This is a genomic window from Bacillus sp. BB081, assembly GCF_008368895.1.
Lineage (GTDB): Bacteria > Bacillota > Bacilli > Bacillales > Bacillaceae_G > Bacillus_A > Bacillus_A wiedmannii.
The window spans coordinates 1-26,307 of record NZ_QOZX01000006.1; the positions used below are offsets into that span (position 1 = coordinate 1).

General features: G+C 36.1%; 27 protein-coding genes. 23 read left to right on the forward strand and 4 right to left on the reverse strand.

What is annotated here, in order from left to right; translation table 11 throughout:
• Positions 1–150 precede the first annotated feature (150 nt).
• From DN394_RS03905 to DN394_RS03930, 6 genes are all read left to right on the forward strand, one after another.
• Positions 151–1,185 (forward strand): CAP domain-containing protein, encoded by a 1,035-nt coding sequence (locus tag DN394_RS03905; RefSeq protein WP_000735384.1) that lies wholly within the window; start codon positions 151–153, stop codon positions 1,183–1,185.
• 186 nt (positions 1,186–1,371) lie between these two features.
• Entirely contained in the window at positions 1,372–1,833 is a 462-nt protein-coding gene (gene ylbD / locus DN394_RS03910) for a YlbD family protein (RefSeq protein ID WP_098115132.1), read from the forward strand.
• An 11-nt stretch (positions 1,834–1,844) separates the two neighbouring features.
• A complete protein-coding gene (locus DN394_RS03915) occupies positions 1,845–2,090 on the forward strand; it encodes a YlbE-like family protein (protein WP_001200991.1) in 246 nt (81 codons plus the stop codon).
• Positions 2,091–2,172: 82 nt separating this feature from the next.
• Entirely contained in the window at positions 2,173–2,745 is a 573-nt protein-coding gene (locus tag DN394_RS03920) for a histidine phosphatase family protein (RefSeq protein WP_002008391.1), read from the forward strand.
• A 116-nt stretch (positions 2,746–2,861) separates the two neighbouring features.
• Positions 2,862–3,311: a YlbF/YmcA family competence regulator gene (locus DN394_RS03925; RefSeq protein WP_000634355.1), complete on the forward strand. Its 450-nt coding sequence runs from the start codon at positions 2,862–2,864 to the stop codon at positions 3,309–3,311.
• A 126-nt stretch (positions 3,312–3,437) separates the two neighbouring features.
• Positions 3,438–3,704 (forward strand): YlbG family protein, encoded by a 267-nt coding sequence (locus DN394_RS03930; protein ID WP_002080814.1) that lies wholly within the window; start codon positions 3,438–3,440, stop codon positions 3,702–3,704.
• A gap of 55 nt (positions 3,705–3,759) precedes the next feature.
• On the opposite strand, the gene DN394_RS03935 is transcribed toward DN394_RS03930, so the two are convergent.
• A complete protein-coding gene (locus tag DN394_RS03935; protein ID WP_000616012.1) occupies positions 3,760–4,149 on the reverse strand; it encodes a DUF7147 family protein in 390 nt (129 codons plus the stop codon).
• Positions 4,150–4,679: 530 nt separating this feature from the next.
• Here DN394_RS03935 and rsmD point away from each other — a divergent pair.
• Complete coding sequence (gene rsmD, locus DN394_RS03940) at positions 4,680–5,246, forward strand: 16S rRNA (guanine(966)-N(2))-methyltransferase RsmD (protein ID WP_001266975.1); 567 nt, start codon at positions 4,680–4,682, stop codon at positions 5,244–5,246.
• A complete protein-coding gene (coaD, locus tag DN394_RS03945; RefSeq protein ID WP_016086539.1) occupies positions 5,243–5,734 on the forward strand; it encodes a pantetheine-phosphate adenylyltransferase in 492 nt (163 codons plus the stop codon). The genes rsmD and coaD overlap by 4 nt, the downstream gene beginning before the upstream one ends.
• On the opposite strand, the gene ylbJ is transcribed toward coaD, so the two are convergent.
• Positions 5,726–6,955, reverse strand: coding sequence for a sporulation integral membrane protein YlbJ (ylbJ, locus tag DN394_RS03950; RefSeq protein WP_000273093.1), 1,230 nt, complete (start codon positions 6,953–6,955; stop codon positions 5,726–5,728). The two genes, coaD and ylbJ, sit on opposite strands and share 9 nt — an antisense overlap.
• 113 nt (positions 6,956–7,068) lie before the next feature.
• Between ylbJ and DN394_RS03955 the strand changes: the two genes are divergently transcribed.
• Positions 7,069–7,860 (forward strand): patatin-like phospholipase family protein, encoded by a 792-nt coding sequence (locus tag DN394_RS03955; RefSeq protein WP_000662602.1) that lies wholly within the window; start codon positions 7,069–7,071, stop codon positions 7,858–7,860.
• Entirely contained in the window at positions 7,853–8,878 is a 1,026-nt protein-coding gene (locus DN394_RS03960) for a SepM family pheromone-processing serine protease (RefSeq protein ID WP_000476312.1), read from the forward strand. The genes DN394_RS03955 and DN394_RS03960 overlap by 8 nt, the downstream gene beginning before the upstream one ends.
• A gap of 25 nt (positions 8,879–8,903) precedes the next feature.
• On the opposite strand, the gene DN394_RS03965 is transcribed toward DN394_RS03960, so the two are convergent.
• Positions 8,904–10,145, reverse strand: coding sequence for a nucleotidyltransferase (locus DN394_RS03965; RefSeq protein ID WP_164085692.1), 1,242 nt, complete (start codon positions 10,143–10,145; stop codon positions 8,904–8,906).
• A gap of 153 nt (positions 10,146–10,298) precedes the next feature.
• On the opposite strand from DN394_RS03965, the gene DN394_RS03970 reads away from it, so the two are divergent.
• From DN394_RS03970 to DN394_RS03980, 3 genes are all read left to right on the forward strand, one after another.
• Entirely contained in the window at positions 10,299–10,799 is a 501-nt protein-coding gene (locus DN394_RS03970) for a YceD family protein (RefSeq protein ID WP_000872150.1), read from the forward strand.
• Positions 10,800–10,860: 61 nt separating this feature from the next.
• A complete protein-coding gene (gene rpmF, locus DN394_RS03975) occupies positions 10,861–11,034 on the forward strand; it encodes a 50S ribosomal protein L32 (RefSeq protein WP_001984764.1) in 174 nt (57 codons plus the stop codon).
• A 129-nt stretch (positions 11,035–11,163) separates the two neighbouring features.
• On the forward strand, positions 11,164–11,670 hold the full coding sequence (locus DN394_RS03980) for an RsfA family transcriptional regulator (RefSeq protein WP_046957422.1): 507 nt from the start codon (positions 11,164–11,166) through the stop codon (positions 11,668–11,670).
• A gap of 34 nt (positions 11,671–11,704) precedes the next feature.
• Here DN394_RS03980 and DN394_RS03985 read toward each other — a convergent pair whose 3' ends face one another.
• Positions 11,705–12,178, reverse strand: coding sequence for an N-acetyltransferase (locus DN394_RS03985; protein WP_000506689.1), 474 nt, complete (start codon positions 12,176–12,178; stop codon positions 11,705–11,707).
• 374 nt (positions 12,179–12,552) lie between these two features.
• Between DN394_RS03985 and panE the strand changes: the two genes are divergently transcribed.
• From panE to spoVE, 10 genes are all read left to right on the forward strand, one after another.
• A complete protein-coding gene (gene panE, locus DN394_RS03990; protein WP_149293638.1) occupies positions 12,553–13,443 on the forward strand; it encodes a 2-dehydropantoate 2-reductase in 891 nt (296 codons plus the stop codon).
• Between the two features lie 79 nt (positions 13,444–13,522).
• Complete coding sequence (bshC, locus tag DN394_RS03995) at positions 13,523–15,139, forward strand: bacillithiol biosynthesis cysteine-adding enzyme BshC (protein WP_097917864.1); 1,617 nt, start codon at positions 13,523–13,525, stop codon at positions 15,137–15,139.
• 368 nt (positions 15,140–15,507) lie between these two features.
• A complete protein-coding gene (rsmH, locus tag DN394_RS04000) occupies positions 15,508–16,440 on the forward strand; it encodes a 16S rRNA (cytosine(1402)-N(4))-methyltransferase RsmH (protein WP_000472509.1) in 933 nt (310 codons plus the stop codon).
• A 15-nt stretch (positions 16,441–16,455) separates the two neighbouring features.
• Positions 16,456–16,818: a cell division protein FtsL gene (ftsL, locus tag DN394_RS04005; protein WP_000067079.1), complete on the forward strand. Its 363-nt coding sequence runs from the start codon at positions 16,456–16,458 to the stop codon at positions 16,816–16,818.
• Between the two features lie 21 nt (positions 16,819–16,839).
• A complete protein-coding gene (locus DN394_RS04010) occupies positions 16,840–18,990 on the forward strand; it encodes a penicillin-binding protein (protein WP_097917865.1) in 2,151 nt (716 codons plus the stop codon).
• Positions 18,991–19,071: 81 nt separating this feature from the next.
• Positions 19,072–20,988: a stage V sporulation protein D gene (locus DN394_RS04015; protein WP_001266244.1), complete on the forward strand. Its 1,917-nt coding sequence runs from the start codon at positions 19,072–19,074 to the stop codon at positions 20,986–20,988.
• A 207-nt stretch (positions 20,989–21,195) separates the two neighbouring features.
• Positions 21,196–22,671 carry a UDP-N-acetylmuramoyl-L-alanyl-D-glutamate--2,6-diaminopimelate ligase gene (murE, locus tag DN394_RS04020; RefSeq protein ID WP_149293639.1) on the forward strand — a complete coding sequence of 492 codons (1,476 nt, stop codon included), beginning with the start codon at positions 21,196–21,198 and terminating at the stop codon, positions 22,669–22,671.
• 22 nt (positions 22,672–22,693) lie between these two features.
• A complete protein-coding gene (mraY, locus tag DN394_RS04025; RefSeq protein ID WP_000893058.1) occupies positions 22,694–23,668 on the forward strand; it encodes a phospho-N-acetylmuramoyl-pentapeptide-transferase in 975 nt (324 codons plus the stop codon).
• Positions 23,669–25,021, forward strand: a complete 1,353-nt coding sequence (murD, locus tag DN394_RS04030; RefSeq protein WP_097917866.1) for a UDP-N-acetylmuramoyl-L-alanine--D-glutamate ligase — start codon at positions 23,669–23,671, stop codon at positions 25,019–25,021.
• Between the two features lie 90 nt (positions 25,022–25,111).
• The gene (gene spoVE / locus DN394_RS04035; protein WP_000753516.1) at positions 25,112–26,203 is read left to right on the forward strand and encodes a stage V sporulation protein E; all 1,092 of its coding nucleotides are present in this window, start codon (positions 25,112–25,114) and stop codon (positions 26,201–26,203) included.
• Positions 26,204–26,307: the final 104 nt, after the last annotated feature.

Below are 26,307 nucleotides of genomic sequence, written 5' to 3' on the forward strand. Positions count from 1 at the left end.
GAAAGTGCAATTCATATTGAGAGAAAAGGTAGAATCCAGACTTTTTTTGCGAAAATATGATATAGTGAAAAGAGTACGGTACACACAAAAAAGGAAAGAAAAGGATTTGTGTATATCTCAATTTTATGTTTTGTGCAGGAGGTATATCGATTGAAGAAATTATTGCGTATCGTAATGATTACATTTTTAATTTTAGCTGTTGATTTATACGGGAAATTACTCGTTTCACAATATATATTAACCCCATCTCAATCAAAGCAAGAAAATAAAATCGTGAAAAAGAAAAAACAAGTAAATGAAGACTCTTCCGATACTGTTTTAAATATGATTGGTGGGGACTCTGAAAATTTATTAGCAAAATGGGGCGAACCATCTCGAATAGAGCCATCTGCTTACGGATATGAATGGTGGGTATATAATCAAGATTTAACTAAGTATGTGCAATTTGGAGTTGCAGAACGAAAAGTTGTAACGGCGTATGTCGCTGGTGAGCAAGTTAAGGTGCCGCCTTATTATATAAATGAAAAGTATGAAGAAGTGTATAAAAAGAATCCACTCTCGCATGAGATTTCGTTAAAAAGAGGGAAAAATAGTTATCAATTTGAGTTATCTGACACGGAAGTGATGGAACAACCATTAATACCTGTAGAAGATGGCTGGGCACAATTATATTTTGATCATTTTACACATGAGCTTGTTGGTGTTCGTTATATGGATGATGAAACGTTATTACGCCAAAGACCGTATCAGCTTGTTTATTCGGGTGAATTACTAGCTGAACAACCATTGACTCCAGATAAAATGAAACAAATAGAGAATGGGAATATGCAACAAATTTTTGATTTAACAAATATTATTCGAAGTCGCCATAAGTTACCGCTGTTAGCTTGGGATCAACAAACAGCAGAGGTGGCTATAGGGCATAGTAAAGATATGAAGGATAATAATTACTTTTCACACGATTCACCTACACTAGGTACGTTAGGAGATCGTTTACAGCGCGGGAAAGTCGGGTTTCAACTTGCTGGTGAGAACATAGCGGCGCAACATAGTGATGGAATTGCGGCGGTGCAAGGTTGGTTAAATAGTGAAGGGCATAGAAAGAATGTATTAAATGAACAATTTACAGGATTAGGTGTTGGGGTATACGATAAGTTTTATACACAAAACTTTATTCGAAAATAAAGTGAAATTTTAAGTTGTGTAGGGGACACCTCACGTTTAAGTACTTCGTATTCACTGAAGTGTAGGTCGGAATCTTACCGTATGCAAATAGCAGGATAAAAAGGTGCATGAATCGTCTAAAAATAGGCGAACCATGTGCCTTTTTTTTCTTACTATATAGTAGATATACATGAAGAGGTGAGGATTATGCCAACAACAAAAGGGCCGTTACATCCATCGGTTCAACAGTTTAAAGAGTTTGTAAACCATCACCCTAAAATGGTTCATGAGGTTAGAAGTGGTCACAAAACTTGGCAACAGTTTTATGAAGAATGGTACTTACTTGGTGAAGAAGATCCGATATGGGCAACTTTTAGGCCTGATGGAGCACCAGCTTTTTCTTCGGTAAAAGAAAATAAACAAGAAAAAGAAAAAGAAAAAGAAAAAGAAAAAGATAATCGAACTGAAGAGGAAAAAACTGCTGATGTGATGGGACAAATGCTTTCTTTCTTTAAAAAGCTAGATGTGGAACAGATGCAACACCATTTAGCTAATGTGACGAGTGCTATTGGTAGTGTGCAACAAGTTTTTCAACAATTTCAAGGGAAGCCCGCGCGGCAAGAAGAAAGTACTTCCGAAAATAATCCATTTTTCTTTCAGAAGGATTAGGGGGAAAGCGGATGAGAGCAGAAATTATGGAGTTTATAAAGGCTGATGAGGATTTATCTCGCTATATTAGGGAGCAACCGTACTGGTATAGAAAACTAACGCGAAACCCTGAAGAAAAAGAGGCATTTGAGTTAGCGGCTATGCAGCATTTCAAAAAAACGATACCAGATAAAGTTGAGAAATTTCAAAACCAATTGGCAGTTGCCTCCATTATGATCGATATGTTTCAGTATATGAAGCAGCAAAATACAACATAATTGGAAGGGAAAACTATGTCCGTCATGCAGAACTTTTGATACAATAGAAGCGGATTATTTAAAAAGGAGTTGCAGCATGAGCATGACGGAAATTTGTTTAGTACGACATGGACAAACTGATTGGAATTTTCAAGAGATTATTCAGGGACGTGAAGATATTCCACTTAATGAAGTGGGAAAGAAGCAAGCAAGTCAAAGTGCAGTTGCTTTGCAAGCGGAAGCATGGGATGTAATTATAAGTAGCCCATTAATTAGAGCGCACGAAACAGCTAAGGAAATTGCAGGGGCTGCAGGATTGCAATCGATTTTATTAGATGAGCGATTTGTTGAACGTAATTTTGGGGAAGCTTCTGGGAAGCCGGTTGCGACTGTTAGGGAGCTAATTGCAGAAGGTAAAGTAGAAGGTATGGAGCAAGATGACGAGATTGTAACTCGTTGCTTTGCTGCTATAAAAGATGTTGCAGAAACTCATTCTGGCAAACGTATTATCATTGTAGCTCATTCACATGCGATAAAAGCAATTTTACATGCAATTGCACCGGAAGATATTTCCTTTAAGACACCATTAAAAAATGCATGTATTAGTTATGTGAAAGAAAATAGTGGGAAATGGGATGTTCTGAAATATAATATTGCGGAACATATTAATGTATAAGTATGTGCTAGGGTTATACGGAAAATAGTTAGAGTGATATCTTTCTGTTTAGTGAGACACTTCAATTAGTAGTTCTATTCTAAATGTGGTATGATGAATACTCGGAGGTGTCTCTCATGATTGTAGCGACGCTGGAAAGCGTATTGATATTAGATAAGGCAGAGCAGCTTGCAAAAGCGATTATCTGTTCAGATATAGCAGAAGACTATCGTAAGTGTTATAAAGAATTGCATGAAGATATGGAAGTTCAGACGTTAATTCAGCAATTTACAGCGATGAAAGAACGATATGAAGAAGTGCAACGTTTCGGTAAATACCATCCTGATTATACTTTCGTTTCGACGAAAATGAGGGAGTTAAAGCGTTCTGTAGACTTACATGATAAGGTTGCAGCTTTTAAACGAGTAGAAACAGCTTTGCAAAAGTTGTTAGATGAAGTTAGTGTAGCAATCGGTTCTGAGGTGTCTTCTTCCATCAAAGTTCCAACAGGAAATCCATTTTTTGATGCTGGTGGCTGTGGTGGCGGTTGTGGTACCGGCGGAGGTTGTGGCTGTAAAACGGGGTAAATTACCCCGTTTTTTAGAAGATAGAAGAAAACGTATACAGAGTTTGTCCTGTAATGTCATAAATTTCTGATTGGTTTTCATAAAATATAAAATATATGTTTTTAAAAGGAGAAGATGGAGAAGATTATGTTCGGGCAACGACAAAGTATGATTGTTTATTTACATTCATTGAAACATGCCAAGATTTTAAGGAAATATGGTAACATACATTACATATCAAAACGCTTAAAATACGCAGTAGTATATTGTGATATGGAACAAATTGAGCATATGATGCAAAAGTTGAACAAACTTCCTTTTGTGAAGAAGATAGAACAGTCGTACCGCCCGTATTTAAAAACGGAATTTGAAAATTCACGTCCTGATCGGGCAAAAGAATACGATTATAGTTAATAGAAAAAATCCCCTGCTAATTTTAGTAGGGGATTTTTTTACTTGAAATAACACTTTATTTCATTGGAGGAATGAAATTATTCATTCGTAAAATACCAATTAAATGATTGAAAAACAGTTCTTTTTCTGGGAAAGTTGTGGATGGTTTTACCGTAAAGGTAGTCACTTTTCTTCCTAGTTGTTCTGCCGTTTCTTCAAATAAAATGACGCGTTTACTTTTTTTATTTTCAAGTACAGGAATGCCTTCACGACATATGTATAATGGTTGGAAATCACCAGTAGTAGTTGGTTTTAATATTACAACAAGTGAGCACACTTTTTTTTCATTTTTAATCGTTTCAAATTGTAACATATGTGTTATACGTTCTTGATTTGCTTTGGCAATTTCAAGTAATTCATATAAATCAGAGTAGCCTTCTCCGAGTTCTATAAAGCGTTGAATCATATTTTTTCCTCCTCTTTCTTTTATTTACTGTACCATCTCACTTTTTAAATGAAAAGTAGACAAAGAAAAAAAACCCTGCAAAGCAGGGCCCTTCTTATACTAGCATGTACTAGTAAGAAGGCAAAGGGAGAGGAGAAACCGGAGGAAGAACTTATGGGGAAACGTAAGTCTTCTCCGCGGTTGGCAACAACATCGAAGGTGATGTTGTTATAATTATTTATGTCCAATCTAAATGAAGATATACATCATGAAATTAAATTTTATGTTTGGCTTTTTATTTTTCTTTTTTTTATTTTATGATAGGATAAAAAAGATAAAGTGAAACGAATATACATAATGGGTTCGTGTTAGCGCATAGTGAGATGAATACATAAAAATGCAGAGCGGTTATTTTAAGCCAAAGTTCTCCTATTGTTCGTTGAGAAATGAATGGAAAATTTCATGGAATAGTATAGTTTGGTAGCGGTTACCGAATGGAGAAAGGTTTTCTATAATTGCTCGATAGATTGAAATAAAGGTAGTGACAACAGATGAGAGTAGTTTCAGGAAAATGTAAAGGGCATCCACTAAAAGCGGTGCCAGGTAATACAACACGTCCAACGACAGATAAAGTAAAAGAATCAATCTTTAATATGATAGGTCCTTATTTTGATGGTGGTATCGCTCTTGATTTATTTGGCGGTAGTGGTGGTCTTGGAATCGAGGCTATAAGTAGAGGGATTGATAAAGCAATTTTTGTTGATCGAGATAATAAAGCGATAAAAGTAATCCATCAAAATTTAGAAAGTTGTCGAATACAGGAACAAGCTGAAGTATATCGAAATGATGCAGAACGTGCGGTAAAGGCTCTTATAAAACGTGAAATATCATTCGATCTTATATTAATTGATCCTCCATATAAAGATCAAAAAATTGTATCTTTAATTAGTGTGATGGATCAACATGGATTGCTACATAGAGATGGATTAATTATGTCAGAGCATGGTAATGATGTAGTTTTACCTGATTCTATAGGGAGTCTTGTAAAAGTAAGAGCTGAAAATTATGGGATTACAGCAATATCGATTTATAAGTATGAAGGTGAGGGGACGGAATGACTAGTATAGCTATTTCTTCGGGAAGTTTTGATCCAATTACCCTTGGGCATCTGGATATTATTAAAAGGGGAGCAAAAGTATTTGATGAGGTATACGTAGTAGTTTTAAACAACTCGTCAAAAAAACCGTTCTTTTCAGTTGAAGAGCGCTTAGATTTAATTCGAGAAGCAACAAAGGATATCCCGAATGTAAAAGTAGATTCACATAGTGGACTACTAGTGGAGTATGCGAAAATGCGTAATGCAAACGCGATTTTGCGTGGGTTACGAGCGGTTTCTGATTTTGAATATGAGATGCAAATTACTTCTATGAATCGAAAATTAGATGAAAGTATTGAAACCTTTTTTATTATGACAAATAACCAATATTCATTTTTAAGCTCGAGCATTGTAAAAGAAGTTGCGAGATATGGAGGAAGCGTAGTAGATCTTGTACCTCCTGTTGTAGAACGTGCTTTAAAAGAAAAGTTTCAAACCCCGTTAAAGTGAACGGGGTTTTTCTTTGTTGCTACGAAAAAATAATAAGATAACATATACATATAAACAAAATAAAGTAAAGATCGGTCCATAGTGTACAAAAGATGTCCAAATTTCTTGCAGTATAGAAGAATGATTCGATAAAAATACGGGGATATCTTTTTGCATAGGTGAAAAAGAGCTTACTTTTTCATAAAATGGTTTCCAAAATATAAAAGTAAAAATAGGAGCCAGAATACTTTGGATAATTCGTGCGAAAAAATAGGGCTTAAATCGGATGTCTGTTTCAGCTAATATGCTAGCAACTTGTGCCTGAATAGAAAGGCCGCTAAACGCTAAAATAAAGCTTGTTACCATAGCTTGCTGCAGGAGGGGTGTTTCATTTATTTGACTAATCATTTGGCTACCGAGTGTCATTTCAAAAATGCCTGATAAGATTGGAATACTAAATTCTGTAGTTAATTGGAAGAATGATAAAATATGTTGCATAATAAAAGAAAGTGCTGCTGTAATATGAAATACAGTAATCATTTTATTTAAAACAGAGAATAAAATAATAAATCCACCAATCATAAGTAACGTTTGAATAGAAGAAACGATAGCGTCCCCAAGTAATTTTCCTAATGGTCTTTTCTCTTGCATGCGCGTCTCGTGTAGGACTGAAAAAGGGTTTTGAAAAGGACGTTTTTTAGTAGGATGTTGATCCTTCGTGGAAATATTGTTATTGCCGTAAAAACGCATCAATAACCCGACGGCAAAGTTACTTAAATAATGTGCAGCAGCTAATACGATTCCTAATTTTGGATTATTGAAAAAACCGATAGAAACAGCTCCAAAAATAAAAAGTGGATTAGATGAGTTTGTAAAAGATACGAGGCGTTCTGCTTCGATTTGTGTTAGCTGATTACTTTTACGTAGTCTAGCGCTTAATTTGGCGCCAGCAGGGAATCCAGAAGCCATTCCCATTGCCCAAACAAATCCGCCTATCCCTGGAACGCGAAAAAGTGGTCGCATGAGTGGTTCTAATATAACACCTATAAATTTTACAACACCAATACTAATTAGAAGTTCCGCAATGATGAAAAACGGTAAAAGTGAAGGGAATACAACTTCCCACCATATATTTAACCCTCGAATGGAAGCTTGCAAAGCAGCTTGGGGGTGAAGTACAAGAGAAAAGGTTAAAAACAGTGTTGATATGGTAAGAAAAGCCGTTTTCCATTTTTCATACATGTAAGTAAATCCCCCTTTGTCCCAAAAAACGTTCATTTCAGTATACGTAGATATGTAGTGTATTTAGACCATAAGTATGAAAAAGGAATGAAAAAAATTAAAGGGTGAGAAAAATGAAAGAACCGAAAATTGGTTTAGCTCTTGGATCTGGGGGCGCAAAAGGGTTTGCGCATATTGGTGTTATAAAAGTTTTAAGAGAAAATGGTATACCGATTCATATGATTGCAGGAAGTAGTATGGGGGCTTTAGTAGGTACGTTTTATGCAGCTAGCTCAAACGTTGAAAGGTTGTATAAACTGGCAAATGTTTTTAAGAGGAAATATTATTTAGATTTTACAGTTCCGAAAATGGGATTTATTGCTGGAAAACGTGTCAAAGATATGATTAAAATGTTTACATATAATAAAAATTTAGAAGAGTTAGATATCCCGACGGCTGTTGTGGCTACTGACATCTTGAAGGGGGAAAAAGTAGTTTTTACAAGTGGTCCTGTTGCAGAGGCTGTGAGAGCTAGCATATCTGTACCTGGAGTGTTTGTACCAGAAAAAATAGATGGACGATTATTGGTGGATGGCGGAGTGATTGATCGCATTCCAGTATCGGTTGTGAAAGAGTTAGGTGCCGATATTGTTATTGCTGTTGATGTATCGCCGATTAAAGTGAATGGAGAGGTTACGTCTATTTATGATGTAATTATGCAGAGTATTGAAATTATGCAACATGAGCTGGTGATGAATCGACAAATTGCATCGGATTTAATGATGCGACCAGCTGTAGAACAATTTAGTTCACGTGCTTTTACAAACATTGAAGACATTATTCGAGTTGGAGAAGTAGAGGCGGAAAAACATGTTGCAAATATTTATTTATTAATTGAGCAGTGGAAGGAGAAACATAATGTTTAAGCGTTTTCGGTTTATATATGCAATTTTAATAGGGGTTATATTGGCGATGTTACTTGTTTACGTACGTTTACCATACTATGTAACAAAACCAGGAATGGCGGCCAAATTAGAGCCTTACGTTCAAGTTGAGGGTGGAACGAAAGAATCCGGTGATTTTATGCTTGTTACGGTTTCAATGGGACCAGCAAATGTGGTGAATTTAATAGCAGCACAGTTTAATAAATATACACATATTTCGAAAGCGGAAGAAATATTGCAAAAAGGTGAGAGTGATGAAGAATATCAATTTCGCCAAAATTATGCGATGAAAGATTCGCAAAATGCAGCAATCTATAATGCGTATAAACGTGCAAACCGTACTGTTTCTTTTGAAAATAAAGGTGTATTGGTTGCAGGAGTAGCGAAAGGGATGCCGTCAGAAGGAAAGCTTAAGCTTGGAGATGTCATCATAGCTGTCGACGGAAAAACATTTGAAAAGACGGAGCAATTTATTGAATATATGACAGGGAAAAAAGAAGGGGAAGCAGTAAATATTGAGTACAAGAGAAATGGAAAACAGTTAAAAGAAAATTTAAATGTAAAGACCATTCCGAATGGAAATGGGCGTGTTGGTATAGGGGTTTCTATCGTTACTGAAAGAGAATTAGTGGTAGATCCGAAAGTGAAAATTGATTCTCATGAAATAGGCGGACCATCGGCAGGCCTAATGTTTACATTAGAAATATATAATCAACTTGTGGAAGATGATTTAACAAGAGGGCATGAAATAGCTGGAACAGGGACGATAAATGAAAAGGGAGAAATTGGCCCGATTGGTGGTATTCAGCAAAAAGTGGTTGCTGCAAGTGATGCTGGTGCTGAAGTGTTCTTTGCGCCAAATGAAAAAGGTGCGGAGAAATCGAATTATAAAGATGCGCTTGAGGCTGCGAAAGATATTAAAACAAAAATGAAAGTTGTACCAGTTGATACGCTGGATGATGCATTGCTGTATTTGGAAAAAATGGGCGAGAAAAAATAAACCTCTCTGAAAAAGAGAGGTTTTTTTATAGAAATTTTGCAGTTGTTTCATCATAACGAATTGGATGGTGTGTTGCATCTTGTTTTAGTAGTTGTGTTCGTAATGGTTCTTGCATGATGGAGAAATATACAGAATTGGCTTTTCGCTCTATATGTAAAGTAGGATGGTCAAATGTTTTTGTATGGGTAAGGATAGGAAGTTCTATTTTTTTCTTGTTTTTTGAAAGGTAAGTTTGTCCTTTTTGTGACATGCCTAGTAGACGAATGTACGGTGCATGCTGCTCTATATTTGCGCTATGTATTTCTTCTTTTGTTGTATTTGTTAAAATGTGTGTACAAGCTCTTTGTAATCTAGTCCATGTATAACGTTTCGTTTTTAATGCTTCCATGAATGAATGGAAGGAGGAACTGTTTTGTATTTTTGATAAAATACGATGCTCTAAACCTTCTTCTATTTCATATATATGTCGTAAGTCTTCTGGAGACATCGTCATGAGTTTGTATTTGAAAAATGAAAAGTATTGTTCCCAATTATGTAATATCCCGTAGTTTTGTTTGTAACTTGCTAAAAGAGAAGCAGTCGCTTTTGGGATAAAAGGCTCAATTTCTGTAAAAGAACTATTTTCGCTAAAAAGTTGTTTACGAATACTAGTTGCGCTTGCAATATGTTGGTCGCTAAATGTTTCATCATGATAATGAGATGCGAATCTTTTTATCGTTTGTGCTTGCATAGAACTATTTTGTAAGAAAATTGATTTCATGTATTGGAATCCTAATATGTTATTCGGTTGTGACATGTCTATGTTTTTTTCGGATGGTAAAATGTGTAGGAAGGCTTCAGATGTAGCTTTTGCGTAACTGTTACCTGCATTCATAAATTGCTTTACAAGATGATTAAAAGTATCTTCTTCATTTTTTTGCACAGAGATGGTGTTATGAAAATTTTCAATCTGCCCATCTTCACTACCGAAACAAATTTCAGAAACACGCAGGGCGTTTAAAATAGAAATAGCGCCATTTGCAAAGGTTTCAGCCTTTTGTGTTGAGAAGGCGTATGGAAGCTCTACAACAAGGTCTACACCGCATGATAAGGCCATTTTGGTACGATACCATTTGGATATGAGTGCTGGCTCACCACGCTGTAAAAAAGGGCCACTCATAACAGCGATTGTAATATCGGCGTGTGTTAACTTTTTTGTTTGTTGCACATGATAATCATGACCGTTATGAAAAGGGTTATATTCAACAACAATACCACTGGCTTTTATGGTAATCTCTCCTTTCGATGTAGCATCTTTTTCAAAAACGTGATACTCTATATATTATTTACTATGATGACTTCATTATAGTGTAAAGAAAAAACATTGACAAATATAAAATGGCTAGCTATAATTTTGTTTGTTGCCTTGAGGTGATATGATATGAAATGGTCCATCCATCAATTGAATAAATTGAGAAATAAAGGATTGACATTGGATGAGATGGTAGATGTAAGTGAGCTACAAGAGGTCGAGAAAGATATTCGTGAAATTAATCCTGCTCATGTAACAGGAAGAGTTGATTTTGGCTCCGGTAAGTTTACGTTCCATCTACATATAACTGGAAGCATGGTTTTACCATGTTCTCGCTCTTTAGTAGATGTGACATTACCATTTGACATTAAAACAACTGAGGTGTTCCAAACTTCACAAGAAGAATTTGAAACTGAAGCTGAAATTCATTGTTTAGAAGGAGAAGTACTTGACTTACTGCCCGTAATCAAGGAAAATATACTTTTGGAGATTCCAATGCAAATTTTCAGTGATGATGTTTCTGGTGGAGCACCGATGCAAGGTCAAGACTGGCAAGTGATTTCGGAAGAAAACAAAGAAAAGACTGTTGATCCACGATTAGCAGGACTTGCAAAGTTTTTTGACAAATAATCGGAAGACTGGTTTAGGCCTTCATATGAAAATAACTATTTCTTTTAAGGAGGTGGGAAGAATGGCTGTACCTTTTAGAAGAACTTCTAAAACAGTAAAAAGAAAGCGTCGTACGCATTTCAAATTATCAGTACCTGGTATGGTAGAGTGCCCAAGCTGTGGTGAAGCGAAATTAGCTCACCGTGTATGTAAAGCATGCGGTACTTACAAAGGTAAAGAAGTAATCAGCAAGTAATTGCGGGAAAATAAACGTAGAAGATATCTTCTGCGTTTATTTTTTTTGTCTTATTCTTTATTTGTTGTATTCTATCTTTTCTAGTAACTGCATATGCTTAATAAAAAATGCATAGGGAGGACTAGAGAGATGGCGACAACAAGACAAGATGCTTGGACTGATGATGAAGATTTGCTTCTGGCAGAAGTAGTACTCCGGCATATTCGAGAAGGTGGAACGCAATTATCTGCCTTTAAAGAAGTGGGAAGACATTTATCTCGTACACCAGCAGCATGTGGCTTTAGATGGAATTCTTACGTTAGAAAGCAATACAAAGAACGTATTGAAGAAGCGAAGCAACTACGTAAAGTAGAAAATTATGAAGTAAAAGAGACAAAGGTAGTAGAGCATACGTCAATTACATTGAATGATGTTATTGATTTCTTGCAAAATTATAAAGATGAAAACTCTTTAATGGTGTTGCAACAGCAAATTGAATCGTTACAAACAGAGAGAGAGAGTCTTTTGGAGCGATTATCAGTATATGAGGAAGAGTATAGAACATTGCTTGATTATATCGACCAAAAAAGAAGTGTAATGGTAGCGGAAAGAAATAGCGCTCGTTCGAATGGGAAATTAGAAAAGTTAAAGAAATAAAAAAACAGCTGCTATGTAGCTGTTTTTTTATTTCTTATGCAGACTCTTCGTTTGTAACCGTATTCAAATTTGTTTCTGGGTTCCAAACATAAAAATCACCATCAGGTACTGATACAGGCTGGAAATTTAATTTATCCCAAAAACCAGCTGAATGGATACGTGCGATCGTTTTAATTGGGAACTGTAGCCCCTTCGCATAATTTACAAGCATTTCTCCGAATCCTTGTTTTTGGAAAGTTGGTAACACTTCAAGTTTATAGAGTTCTAGGTAAGTACCTGTAATTTCGAATGGTTCCCCGCCGTGCCTTTTCATATATAGACTCATACGTGCAATTAGTGATCCGCCATAATAAATACCGTAAAATGGAGATTCACTATCGTTTTCAATAATGTTTGCCTGTAATTCTTCTAACATGGATAGTTCTTGAGCTCCGCAACCTTTAAATTTTTTAAATTCGTCTAATGTTTTATAATTGATGAGCAAGCGCTCAACTTTTGGGAATCCCATAACATCACATCCTTTTCTTGTCTCGTTGAATGCAGAAAAGTAAAAATATTTATAATAATATTATAACTCATTTTTTTATTTTTATGAAGAAGATAGTATATTTCTTTTATTATTTTTTTGAGGATTTGCTAAACTAAGAGTAGAAGCATATTAATAGGTAGTATATACATATTGAAAGTAGAGGTTGCATTTGTTTGTTAAAGAGCAATGAAATTGTAAACTATGTTCATGGAATTGAGAAAGGTAAAGTGAAACTGTAATCGATGGGATTTGTTCACCTTTAGTTAATTATGATTCCGCACCAATCAGGCGTTTGCGGGATAAAAAGGGGGAGGGAAAGGGACTTGTGTAACGTATTTATATGAGTTCCTTGTGTGAAAATGAAAATCGGAGTTGTGGGACCAGGAGCTATCGGTCTGTTATATGCATTTTATTTACAAAAAAGTAATCAAGATGTTACGTTGTTTACAAGGACAGCTAAACAGGCTGAGGAATTGAATAGAACGGGTGTAACTTGTATGAGGGAGGAAAAACGTGAAACCGTATTCCCACCTGTTTTACCAATAGAAAGTATGCTAGACCAGAAGCTAGACTATATATTTATTGCTGTTAAGCAATATCATATAACTGACATACTACCTTTTGTGCGAGGGGAATCCTCATTAATCTTTTTGCAAAACGGAATGTCGCACCTTCATGCTATGCAGCAAATAAGGAATAAAAATATTGCGGTTGGGATTGTAGAGCATGGTGCAAAAAAAGAAGAAAGACATATCGTTTATCATACGGGGATAGGTGTAACGAAGTTTGGAATCGTGCACGGCCAGTCTATACATTTTAAAAAAATATTTAATTGCTTTCCATTTCCTCATTTTCCGATTCAAATAGAAGATGATTGGAAGGATGTCATGCACAAAAAATTAGTAGTTAATGTATGTATCAATCCATTGACAGCATTATTACAAGTCCAGAACGGAGAGTTGATTACGAACCCGTTTTTTTATCGATTGATGGAGCAAGTTTTTCAGGAAGTCGTTTTTCTTGTTAAAGAAGAAAAAGAAATGGTATGGAAAATGGTACATCGCGTATGTGAAAGAACGTCTCGTAATACATCATCTATGCTGGCAGATGTAAGGGCAAATAGACAAACGGAAATCGGTGCGATTGTTGGATATGTAATAGAAGAAGCTAAGAAACAGCAACGATCTGTTCCGACACTGCAATTTTTGTTCGATGCAATAAAAGGATTAGAAGAAAAAGAATAAGTGTAATTCTTTGCTTTTACGTGCAACATTGACTACAATGTGGATTGGTGAGAGAACAGGATACGAAAGGAAGAATTATATGGAGATAAAAGAAATCTCTGTTCCGCAACAAGGTGTTGTAGCGGACTATATGAACGGTAAAAAAGAGATACAGTCGTGTTTTGACTATATGTTAACAGAAGATGCTTTTAAACAGCGTGTACATGATTTGTGTGAGAGGGAGTTTTTCCGCCAAGATTTAGTAGCGCATTTATTAGAATATAATACAAAATTACAAGCGGGAGAAGCTACGATTCAAAATGTAAAAGCGCTTGGAGATGAAAATACATATGTTGTTATAGCTGGACAACAAGCTGGGTTATTAACTGGACCACTTTATACAATTCATAAAATTATTTCAGTTTTACAGCTTGCGAGGGAAAAGGAAGAAAGTTTAGGTGTTAAAGTCGTTCCTGTTTTCTGGATTGCTGGTGAAGACCATGATATGGATGAAATTAATCATACTTTTGTAACGAAGAATAAAAAAATAAAAAAGACTATTTTTCATGACCGTAATCCGAAAGTGGCGAGTGCTTCAGAGTCCGAGCTTTCTTTGGAAGACTGTAGAAAGTGGATTGAAGAAATTTTCAAAACATACCCTGAAACGAATTTTACAAAGGATGTACTGCAATTTATTGATGATTCTTTGGGGAAATCGAATACGTATGTAGATTTCTTTGCCCATCTTATTATGAAAATGTTCGTTAATTCTGGTTTAATTCTTGTTGATTCGCATCATCCTGAATTAAGAAAATTAGAAGTGCCGTTTTTCAAGCGAATTATAGGTAAGTATAAAGAAGTGCAAGAGGGGCTTCATAACCAACAGGAAGTAATTAAAGAATTAGGATATAAACCAATTATTGAAACAAAGTATAATGCAGTACATATATTCATGGAAATTGATAATGAGCGAGTATTACTTGAAGACGATCAAGGGAAGTTTGTAGGGAAGGATGGAGCGTATTCCTTTTCATATGAGGAATTGATGGAAGAGATGGAAAGAAGTCCGGAACGCTTTAGTAATAATGTTGTAACGCGCCCTCTTATGCAAGAGTATCTATTTCCTACGCTTGCGTTTATTGGAGGACCAGGGGAATTAGCTTACTGGAGTGAATTGCAACAAGTTTTCCATACGATTGGTTTCCAAATGCCGCCTGTCGTTCCGCGTATTACAATCACTTATGTAGAGAGGGATATAGCGACAGATTTATACGATTTGCAATTGCAAGACAGTGATCCGTTTTTAAATAACGTAGATAAGTTGCGTGAAGACTGGTTATCTAATCAAATAGAGGAACCGATAGATGATCGATTTGTAGAGGCGAAAAAAGAAATAATTGATATCCATACGTCATTACAACAGTTTGTGAAGAAAATAGATCCTGGATTAAGTGCGTTTGCAGGGAAAAATGAATTCAAAATTAATGAACAAATTGAACTGTTGGAAAGAATGTTGAAAAGAAATGTTGAGAAAAAACATGAAGTACAGCTAAATAAATTCCGTCGCATACAATTTGCACTTCGTCCATTAGGGGCGCCGCAAGAGCGTGTGTGGAATGTATGTTACTATTTAAATCAGTTCGGTTTGGATTTCGTTGATCGTGTAATGGAAAAACCGTTTTCTTGGGACGGAAAACATCATGTTATAAAACTATAGAATCTTGCTCTTAGGAGCAGGATTTTATTTTTGTTCTGTTGAATTTACTGTGAAGTGAATTTTTTCTGAATTATTAATTTAAAAACAGTGAATATCGTAATTATGCAGGATACTTAAATATATGACAAAATAGCACAAAATGTAAACGTATTATCATCTTTTTCGACAGTTTTTTATTTAAATTCCCGCAAAAGATGATAAAATTTAGTATATAATAAAAGAAAATAGCGATTTGTATAGTATGCTGCCTTTGTAGGCAAGTTAAATGAGTCGTTCTTTCATAGTATTTCGTTCTCTAATCGTGAAATATGCGTTTGGGGGAGGAGATGCATTCAACATAATTAATTGGAAAAAGAGTAGGTGCAACAATGTTTAAACATGTAACAGTGCTTTTGAAGGAAACAGTAGACGGCTTAGATATAAAGCCAGATGGTACATATGTAGATTGTACACTGGGGGGAGGAGGACATAGTTCTTATTTATTATCCCAATTAACTGAAGGTGGAAGATTAATCGCGTTTGATCAAGATGAGATAGCGATTCAAAATGCGAAAGAAAAATTCTCTTCATACGGTGAGCAGTTCATAACAGTAAAAAGTAATTTCCGTTATTTATCTGAAAAACTACAGGAATTAGGTATAACAGAAGTAGACGGTATTTTATTTGATTTAGGTGTTTCATCCCCACAATTAGATACACCAGAGCGTGGCTTTAGTTATCATCATGATGCACCGTTAGATATGCGGATGGATCAAGATGCCCCATTAACAGCATATGATGTTGTAAATAGCTGGTCATATGAACAACTTGTAAGAATTTTCTTCCAGTATGGTGAAGAGAAATTTTCAAAACAAATAGTAAGGAAAATTGAGGCGTATCGTGAGAATAAAGCTATTGAAACGACAGGAGAATTAGTAGAACTAATTAAAGAGGGTATTCCAGCTCCTGCTCGTAGAACGGGTGGACATCCTGCGAAGCGAGTGTTCCAAGCAATCCGTATTGCTGTAAATGATGAATTGAAAGTATTTGAAGAAGCGTTGGAATCTGCAATTGACATGGTCAAGCCAGGTGGAAGAGTTAGTGTTATAACATTCCATTCTTTAGAAGACCGTATTTGTAAAACGACGTTTAAGCGAAATAGTACAACGCCACAATTGCCACCAGGATTACCAATTATTCCTGATGAATTTAAGCCGAAATTAAAACTTATTACAAGAAAACCGATTTTACCTTCTGATATAGAGTTAGAAGAAAATAATCGAGCGCGTTCTGCGAAATTGAGAATCGCTGAAAAACGATAAAAAGGGGAGAGAGGTATGAGTAACTTAGCTGTAAAGTACAAACAACAAGCGCAAGAAGAGATACAGATTCAAACGCCCCCACAGCAGATGGTTCAGCCAAAAGCTAAAGCGAAGATTACAAGAATCGAAAAACTGTTGTATGTAGCATTTATTGGCTTTTTATTGTATGCCTGTGTAGCGTTTATTGGAAATAAAGCAGGCCTTTATCAAGTTAATGTAGAAGCAGCGACGATAGAACAAAAAATTGTACAGCAGCAAAAAGAAAATCAAGAGTTACAGGCTGAAGTAGAGAAGTTAAGTCGCTATGAACGAATCGCTGAAGTTGCAAAAAAACACGGGCTAGAAATTAATGCGAATAATGTGAAGGGCCTCAAATAAGGCAATAGGTGTGAAGGGAAAATGAAGAGAAATATGACTAAATTTCATACCAATAAGGGAGCAGGGTATTTTATGATTTTATTCCTCCTGCTCTTTTTGCTATTGTTAGCCCGATTTTTTTACATACAAGCAACAGGAACTGTTCATAATCAAGATTTGGATAAACTTGCTCAGCAAAAACATAGTAAAAAAGGAGTTCTAGAAGCAAATCGCGGGACGATTTACGATCAAAACGGTCATGTACTAGCGCAAGATGCAAACTCTTATAAACTTGTAGCGGAATTAAAAGGTGCGAATTATGTTGAAAATAAAGAGGATACTGCAAAGAAAATTGCGGGAGTACTCGGAAAAGATGAAGAGAAGATTTTAGCCACGTTAAATAAAAAAGATAAAAGTCAAGTCGAATTTGGAACACTAGGTAAAGATTTGACGAAAGAACAGAAGGAACAAATAGAAGCATTGAAATTGCCAGGCATATCTTTTATTACTGAGAATGCAAGAGTGTATCCGAACGGTGATTTTGCATCTTACGTTATAGGCCATGCTAAACCGAATGAAAAGGGGACTTCGGTAGGGCAATTTGGTTTAGAAAAAAGTTTAGATAAATATTTAAGTGCTTCTAACGGCAAAGTAGCTTATACAGGCGATCGTAAAGGAGTGTCTCTTGACGGTGGAAAAGTGAACGTAGAGGCACCTAAAAACGGAGATAACGCGTATTTAACGATAGATCAACGTATTCAAAGTTATTTAGAAGATGCGATGAAAGCTGCAAGTAAGCATTACGACCCAGAAAGTTTAATAGGGATTGTTGCGGATCCAAAAACAGGGAAAATATTAGCGATGTCTAGTAAACCTAGTTATGATCCAAATGATCGTCAAATTAAATATTTCTTCAATGATGCAATTGCAAATGCATTTGAACCTGGATCAACAATGAAAATTTTCACGTTAGCAGCAGCTATTAATGAAGGTGTGTATAAAGGACAAGATTATTATCAGTCTGGTACATATCAAGTCGGGAACCGAAAAATAAAAGATCATAACGGCGGCGCTGGATGGGGATCTATCACATTTGATGAAGGGGTAGAGCGTTCTTCCAACGTAGCGTTTGCAATTTTAGGGGATCAAAAACTTGGCCCCGAACGTTTCCGAAAGTATATTCATAGTTTTGGATTAGATGAAAAAACGAACATTGATTTACCTGGTGAAGGTTCAAATGCAATTGTATTTGATCAACAAATACAGCAAGTAACAACAGCTTTTGGACAAGGTTCTACTGTAACGCCAATTCAGCTTGTGCAAGCTGCAACTGCTATTGCAAATGATGGAAAAATGATGAAGCCTTATACAATTGATAAAATTGTAGATCCAATAACAGGCGAAGTAAAATTAGAACATAAGCCAGAGGAAGTGGGAAAACCTGTTACGAAAGAAACAGCAGCGCAAGTAAGACAGTTATTAGAACGTGTTGTTACATCGCCGAAAGGAACAGGAACTGCTTATAAAGTTGATGGGTATTCAGTTGGTGGTAAAACAGGGACAGCGCAAATTCCGGATGGAAAAGGTGGCTATATGACGGGAAGAGAGAATTATATATTCTCATTCTTAGGGATGGCACCTATGGACGATCCACAACTTGTTGTGTATGTAGCTGTAAAACAGCCGAAATTGAAAGATGATGAGAATGGCGCACAGCCTTTAGCTGATATTTTTAAATATGTAACTAAAAATAGTTTAGAGTATTTAAAGATTAAGCCAAATGAAATAAAAGACCCGAAAAAATATGTGAAAGAACAACAAACTGTCGTTCCGGATGTAACAGGGAAAACGATGGAAGAAGCGAAAAAAGCAATTGATAAAGCAAAACTTCGTCCAATCGTATTAGGTGAAGGGAAAGTGCAGCAACAAGTGCCAAAAGCAACTGAGCAAACATTAAAAGGTGACCGAGTCTTCTTAGTAGGAGATAAACCTACAATGCCAAATATACAAGGCTGGGCACTGCGTGATGTTATGAATTTAGCGAAAACATTAAAGCTTAACCTAAAACCTACTGGTACCGGATATGTAACTGAACAAAGTGTGGCAGAAGGAACATTGTTACAACCTGGTACAGAGTTAGGTGTAACACTTGTACCACCACTTGAACCACAACAAGAAGCAGAAAAACAGTAATGGTAAAAGAGAAGAAGTTCTAATTAAATAAGTACAAGCATATATTGGAACAAGCTAGGCGTAAGGGAGGCTTGTTCCAATATGCGTGTATCAAATGTAACAGTTAGAAAAAGACTTATTTTTATACTCATATCAGGTATACTTATTTTCACTATCATCGATATTCGTCTTGGATATGTGCAATTTTTTCTTGGGAATATGTTAACGGATCGTGCGAAAGATTCATGGAGTCGTAATATTACTTTTGAACCTGAACGTGGGAAGATTTTAGACCGGAATGGTGTGGAACTTGCTACGAATAAAAGTGCCCCAACTGTCTTTGTTGTACCGAGGCAAATTGAAAAACCAGCAGAGACTGCAGAGAAGTTAGCTGCAGTATTAGGTGTGGAAAAAGATGAGGTTTATAAGCGGATTACAAAAAAAGAATCGATTGTAAGGTTAGATAAAGGTGGAAGAAAAATATCACATGATAAAGCGAAAGAGGTACGAGGATTAAGTTTGAAAGGTGTTTATATCGCAGAGGACTCTATCCGGTACTATCCATTTGGCAACTTTTTATCACACGTATTAGGGTTTGCAGGTAGTGATAACCAAGGTCTTATGGGATTGGAAAAATATTATGATAAAGAGCTAAATGGTGATGAAGGTCATGTGCGTTTTTTTGCAGATGCAAAAGGCCAAAGGATGCCTAATGTTGGCGATGATTTCAAAAAACCAGAAGCTGGTTTGAATTTAGGTTTAACAATTGATGCACGTATTAATAGAATTATGGAAAGAGAAATGAATATTGCAGAGTCGACATATAATCCAGATGGTATGATTGCGATTGCAATGAATCCGAAAAATGGTGAAATTTTAGGTATGTCGAGTCGGCCGAGTTTTGATCCAGCAGATTTTCAAAGTGTTTCTCCAGAAGTGTATAATAGAAATTTACCAGTATGGAGTACGTATGAGCCTGGTTCAACATTTAAGATCATTACGTTAGCAGCAGCCTTGAATGAAAATTTAGTAGACTTAGAGAAAGATACGTTTTATGATGATGGAGCAGCTGAGGTGGGTGGAGCTAGATTGAAATGCTGGAAAGCGGGAGGCCATGGTAGCCAAACGTTTTTAGAAGTAGTTCAAAACTCATGTAACCCAGGATTTATTGAACTTGGTGATCGTCTTGGTAAAGACCGATTGTTTAAATACATTCGTAATTTCGGCTTTGGACAGAAAACCGGAATTGATTTGCAAGGTGAAGGTAGTGGGATTTTATTTAATTTAGATAAAGTCGGTCCAGTCGAGCAAGCAACTACTTCATTTGGTCAAGGAGTTTCTGTAACACCAATTCAACAAGTAGCAGCAGTAGCAGCGGCTGTAAATGGTGGGACATTGTATCAACCGTATATAGCTAAGGAATTTATTGATCCGAAAAATAATCAAGTTGTAAGTAAAAAGACACCTGTGGAAAAAAGAAAAGTTATTTCCAAGGAAACTTCAGAAAAAGTTCGGTATGCATTAGAGAATGTTGTAGCAAAGGGATCTGGTAAAGGTGCTTTCATTGATGGGTATCGTGTAGGTGGAAAAACAGGTACGGCTCAAAAGGTGAAAGATGGTAAATATTTAGAGAATAATTATATAGTATCTTTTATCGGTTTTGCTCCAGCAGATGATCCGGAAATTGTTGTCTATGTTGCTGTTGATAATCCGAAAGGTGTAACGCAATTTGGTGGAGTAGTAGCAGCTCCAATTGTTGGGAATATTCTTCGGGATGCACTTCCTGTTATGGGAGTGAAACCGAGAAAAGAACAAGTTGAGAGAGAATATAAATGGGGCGATACACCAACTGTGGAAGTTCCGAATTTAATTGGTATGAAAAAGAAAGACTTACAGACACAACTCGTCGATTTGAAGCTTGATATAAGTGGAGACGGAGAGAAAGTAATTAAACAATCCCCAGAAGCAGGAGCTAAAGTGAAAGAAGGCTCAAAAATTAGAATTTACTTCGGGAATTAAAGGTAACCTAGTACGTTTTATGGTACAATTGGTGGAAGTGAGTTCTTTATAGAAGAGTTACTTAATTTGAGGCTGTAAGAGCCCCAATTATAAATAAGTCTATTTATTAGACACAGTAGCACTTACCTCCTATTTTACATATTTAGGAGGTAACGTGTTGCTTATTAAAAAAGAGATAAATACACAATGTAGAGAGGGTTTAGTGAAATGAAGTTGCATACACTTTTATCATGTTTGCATGATTTTCCAGTTGTTCCAAAAGAAAATCCAGAAATCACATCTATAGAAGCTGATTCACGTAAAGTGAAAGAGGGAAGCTTATTTGTATGTATGAAAGGATATACGGTTGATAGCCATGATTTTGCTAAGCAAGCAGCGGCACAAGGAGCGGCTGCTATTGTTGCGGAAAGACCAATTGATGTTGACGTTCCAGTTGTACTTGTGAAAAACACTTTTCGTTCGTTAGCGGTTTTAGCTGATTATTTTTATGGTCAACCAACACACAAGTTACATTTAATCGGAATTACAGGTACAAATGGAAAGACAACAACATCGCATATTATGGATGAGATTATGCGCGCACATGGTCATAAAACGGGGCTAATTGGAACGATTAATATGAAAATCGGTGATGAAACATTTGAGGTGAAAAATACAACACCAGATGCACTAACACTTCAACAGACATTTTTAAAAATGGTTGAGCACGGTGTAGATAGTACAGTAATGGAAGTTTCGTCACATGCTTTAGATCTTGGTCGTGTACACGGATGTGATTACGATGTAGCAGTGTTTACAAATTTAACACAAGATCATTTAGACTATCATAAAACGATGGAAGAATATAAACATGCAAAAGGGTTGCTATTTGCACAACTTGGCAATAGTTATAACCATGATCGTGAAAAGTACGCGGTACTGAATAACGATGATGCTGTAACTGGGGAATATATGAGAAGTACTGCGGCAACTGTTGTAACGTATGGAATTGATACAACAAGTGATATTATGGCCAAAGATATCGTTATGACGAGTGGTGGAACTACATTTACGCTTGTAACACCGTATGAAAGTGTAAATGTTACGATGAAATTGATTGGGAAATTTAATGTATATAACGTACTAGCGGCAACAGCGGCAGGACTTGTTTCTGGTGTAAGTTTAGAAACGGTTATTGATGTAATAAAGCAACTAGCTGGAGTTCCAGGACGTTTTGAAGTAGTTGATGGTGGACAAAATTATACAGTTATTGTTGATTATGCACATACACCAGATAGCTTAGAGAATGTATTAAAAACAGCAAAACAGTTTGCAAAAGGCGATGTATATTGCATCGTCGGTTGTGGTGGAGATAGAGATCGAACAAAGAGACCAATCATGGCAAGTGTTGCAACAAAATATGCAACTCATGCAATTTACACTTCAGATAATCCAAGAAGTGAAGAGCCAGGGGCTATTTTAGATGATATGGTGCAGGGTGCAAATGGGAATAATTATGAAGTAATTATTGATAGAAAAGAAGCGATATACCATGCAATTGCTAACGCGAAAGCTGAAGATATCATCATTATTGCTGGTAAGGGTCATGAAACGTATCAAATTATTGGTAAAGACGTTCATCATTTTGACGATCGTGAAGTCGCTAAAGAAGCAATTACAGAGCGTTTAAACAACGAAGAGTAACAACGTGAGAGGAGGACTACATGTGCTTGAGCAAGGTTTATTAGTAACGGCTGGGGTAGCATTCTTAATTTCTGTTGCCCTTTCGCCATTGTTTATTCCATTTTTAAGGAAATTAAAGTTCGGACAGAGTATTCGTGATGAGGGACCAAAGTCACATCAAAAAAAATCAGGGACACCTACAATGGGTGGTATTGTCATATATGTATCTATGATGGTAACTTCACTTATTATGGCGATTAAGTTTAATCATTTAGGTGCAGAGGTTTCGTTATTATTATTAGTGACATTTGGCTACGGATTAATTGGGTTTTTAGATGACTACATAAAGGTAGTTAAGAAGAGAAATCTTGGTTTAACATCAAAACAAAAATTAGTAGGTCAGCTTGTTATTGCTATTGCGTTCTTTTTAATTGGAAAAGGGCAAGCGTTCCACACATACATCATGATTCCGGGAACAGATGTTAAGTTTGAACTAGGTTGGGCGTATTTTGTACTTGTATTATTTATGCTTATTGGTGGATCAAATGCAGTTAACTTAACTGACGGTTTAGATGGTTTATTATCAGGAACAGCTGCTATTGCATTTGGAGCGTTTAGTATTATTGCAGTAGCGCAAGAGCAATTTGGAGTAGCGATATTCTGTATGGCAGTTGTAGGAGCTGTACTTGGATTTTTAGTATTCAATGCAAATCCAGCGAAAGTGTTTATGGGAGATACAGGTTCCTTAGCTTTAGGTGGAGCCATTGCAGCTGTAGCGATTTTATTAAAACAAGAATTACTACTTGTAATCATTGGTGGAGTATTCGTAATGGAAACTTTATCTGTTATTATTCAGGTCATTTCTTTTAAAACAACAGGAAAACGTGTCTTTAAAATGAGTCCATTACACCATCATTATGAATTATGTGGTTGGTCAGAGTGGCGTGTTGTTGTGACATTTTGGTCTGTAGGATTTTTATTAGCTGTGTTAGGAATTTATATCGGGGTGTGGATGTAATTGAAAACTGTAACTGAATTTCAAAATAAAAATATTCTTGTATTAGGCATTGCAAAAAGTGGTTATGCAGCAGCTACGCTGTTACAAAAATTAGGGGCAAATGTAATTGTAAATGACGGAAAGCCTTTAGCGGATAATGTACTTGCTGCAGAATTACAAGCAAAAGGAATGGACGTTGTATGCGGTGGTCATCCTTTAGAATTGTTAGAGAGGAATATTTCTCTTGTAGTAAAAAATCCAGGAATCCCGTATTCTAATCCAATATTAGTTGCTGCGAAAGAGAAGCAAATTCCAATTGTTACGGAAGTTGAATTAGCATATCGTATTTCAGAAGCGCCATTTGTTGGGATTACGGGGTCTAACGGTAAAACGACGACGACAATGCTTGCATTTGAAATGCTAAAAGAAGGACAAAAGCATCCTGTAATTGCAGGGAACATAGGAACTGTAGCGTGTGAAGTAGCACAGGATGCAAAAGAAAATGAAGTTGTAGTTACAGAACTTTCATCGTTCCAACTGATGGGAGTAGAATTATTCCAACCTAAAATTGCTGCGTTTTTAAATTTATTTGAGGCCCACTTAGATTATCACGGGACGAAGAAGGAATATGGTTTAGCAAAAGCAAATATTTTTAAAAACCAAACAGAAAATGATTATAGTGTAATAAATGCAGATGATGCAGATGTGATGGCTTTATCTGCTTATAGTAAAGGGCAAAAAGTACTATTCTCGACAACGAAAGAAATTGAAGATGGTGCGTGTATAAAAGAGAATGCTCTTTGTTTTAAAGGTGAAAAAGTTGTTGAAGTAGGCGATATCGTTTTACCTGGTCAACATAATTTAGAAAATATTTTAGCAGCGATGAGTATCGCAAAAATATTGGGTGTTTCTAATGAAGCGATTACGGTGGTATTAAAACGTTTTACAGGTGTAAAACATCGTTTAGAATATGTAACAACTATTAACAATCGTAAGGTTTATAATGACTCAAAAGCAACGAATATGTTAGCGACTGAGAAAGCTTTATCTGCGTTTACACAACCGATTGTGTTATTAGCAGGTGGGCTTGATCGTGGAAATGAATTCGATGATTTAATTCCATATTTCAAAAATGTAAAAGCAATTGTAACATTTGGACAAACAGCTCCAAAACTAGTAAGAGCTGCAGAAAAAGCGGGATTAGATACAATTGAAAGTGTCGATACTTTAGATGAAGCGGTAGTGAAAGCTTATGCTCATTCTACAGATGGCGATGTAATTCTTCTTTCTCCAGCATGTGCAAGCTGGGATCAATTTAAAACATTTGAAGAAAGAGGAGACATTTTTATACAAGCTGTGCATAAACTTATATAAAGTAAATCAAAACATCAGTAGGCTAACACCTACTGATGTTTTGTTACATAGGGCAAAAGTTTCTGCCTAAAGAGGTGGTGTTTATGGGTAATGAAGAAAACGCCTGATTTTATTCTCATCATCGTTACACTTGCGTTGTTAACAATCGGAATGGTTATGGTGTATAGTGCGAGTGCGGTTTGGGCCTCTTATAAAATGGGGGACTCATTCTTTTTTGCAAAAAGGCAATTGCTATTTGCAAGTATTGGTGTAGTGGCTATGTTTTTAATTATGAAAATTGATTATTGGGTGTGGCGTACGTATTCAAAAGTAATTTTGCTAGTTTGCTTCATTCTTCTTATTCTTGTTCTTATTCCTGGGGTAGGACTTGTTCGAGGAGGAGCGCGAAGTTGGATTGGAATCGGGGCATTTTCCATTCAACCGTCAGAATTTATGAAGTTTGCGATGATTATTTTCTTAGCAAAATTTTTAGCGGAACGACAAAAATTAATTACCTCTTTTAAACGTGGTTTACTACCAGCTCTTAGTTTTGTATTTCTTGCTTTTGGGATGATTATGTTACAGCCAGATCTTGGCACAGGAACTGTAATGGTTGGGACATGTATTATTATGATATTTATCTCGGGAGCAAGGGTATTTCACTTTGCAATGTTTGGTTTGCTTGGTGTAGCAGGATTTGTAGGGCTAATTGCATCAGCACCGTATCGAATGAAACGTATTACATCATATTTAGATCCGTGGTCAGATCCGCTTGGAAGTGGATTTCAAATTATTCAATCGTTACTCGCAATTGGACCTGGTGGATTATTCGGGCTTGGACTTGGACAAAGTAGACAAAAGTTTCTTTATTTACCTGAACCGCAAACAGACTTTATATTTGCGATCTTATCGGAGGAATTAGGTTTTATTGGTGGTTCATTTGTGTTATTATTATTTAGTCTATTATTATGGCGTGGGATTCGTATAGCTTTAGGAGCGCCAGATTTATATGGTACGTTTTTAGCAGTAGGTATTGTGGCGATGATTGCGATTCAAGTAATGATTAATGTTGGTGTTGTAACAGGATTGATGCCTGTAACAGGTATTACTTTGCCGTTTTTAAGTTATGGTGGATCAAGTTTGACATTAATGTTAATGGCAGTAGGTGTATTATTAAATATAAGTCGCCATTCTCGCTACTAAACCCTGTTTTATAAGACAGGGTTTTTCGTATGTGCGCGAAGAAACATGATGTATATAGAAATAAATACAACTGAAATAAGAAAAGAGAAGCGGAGGAGTTAGTA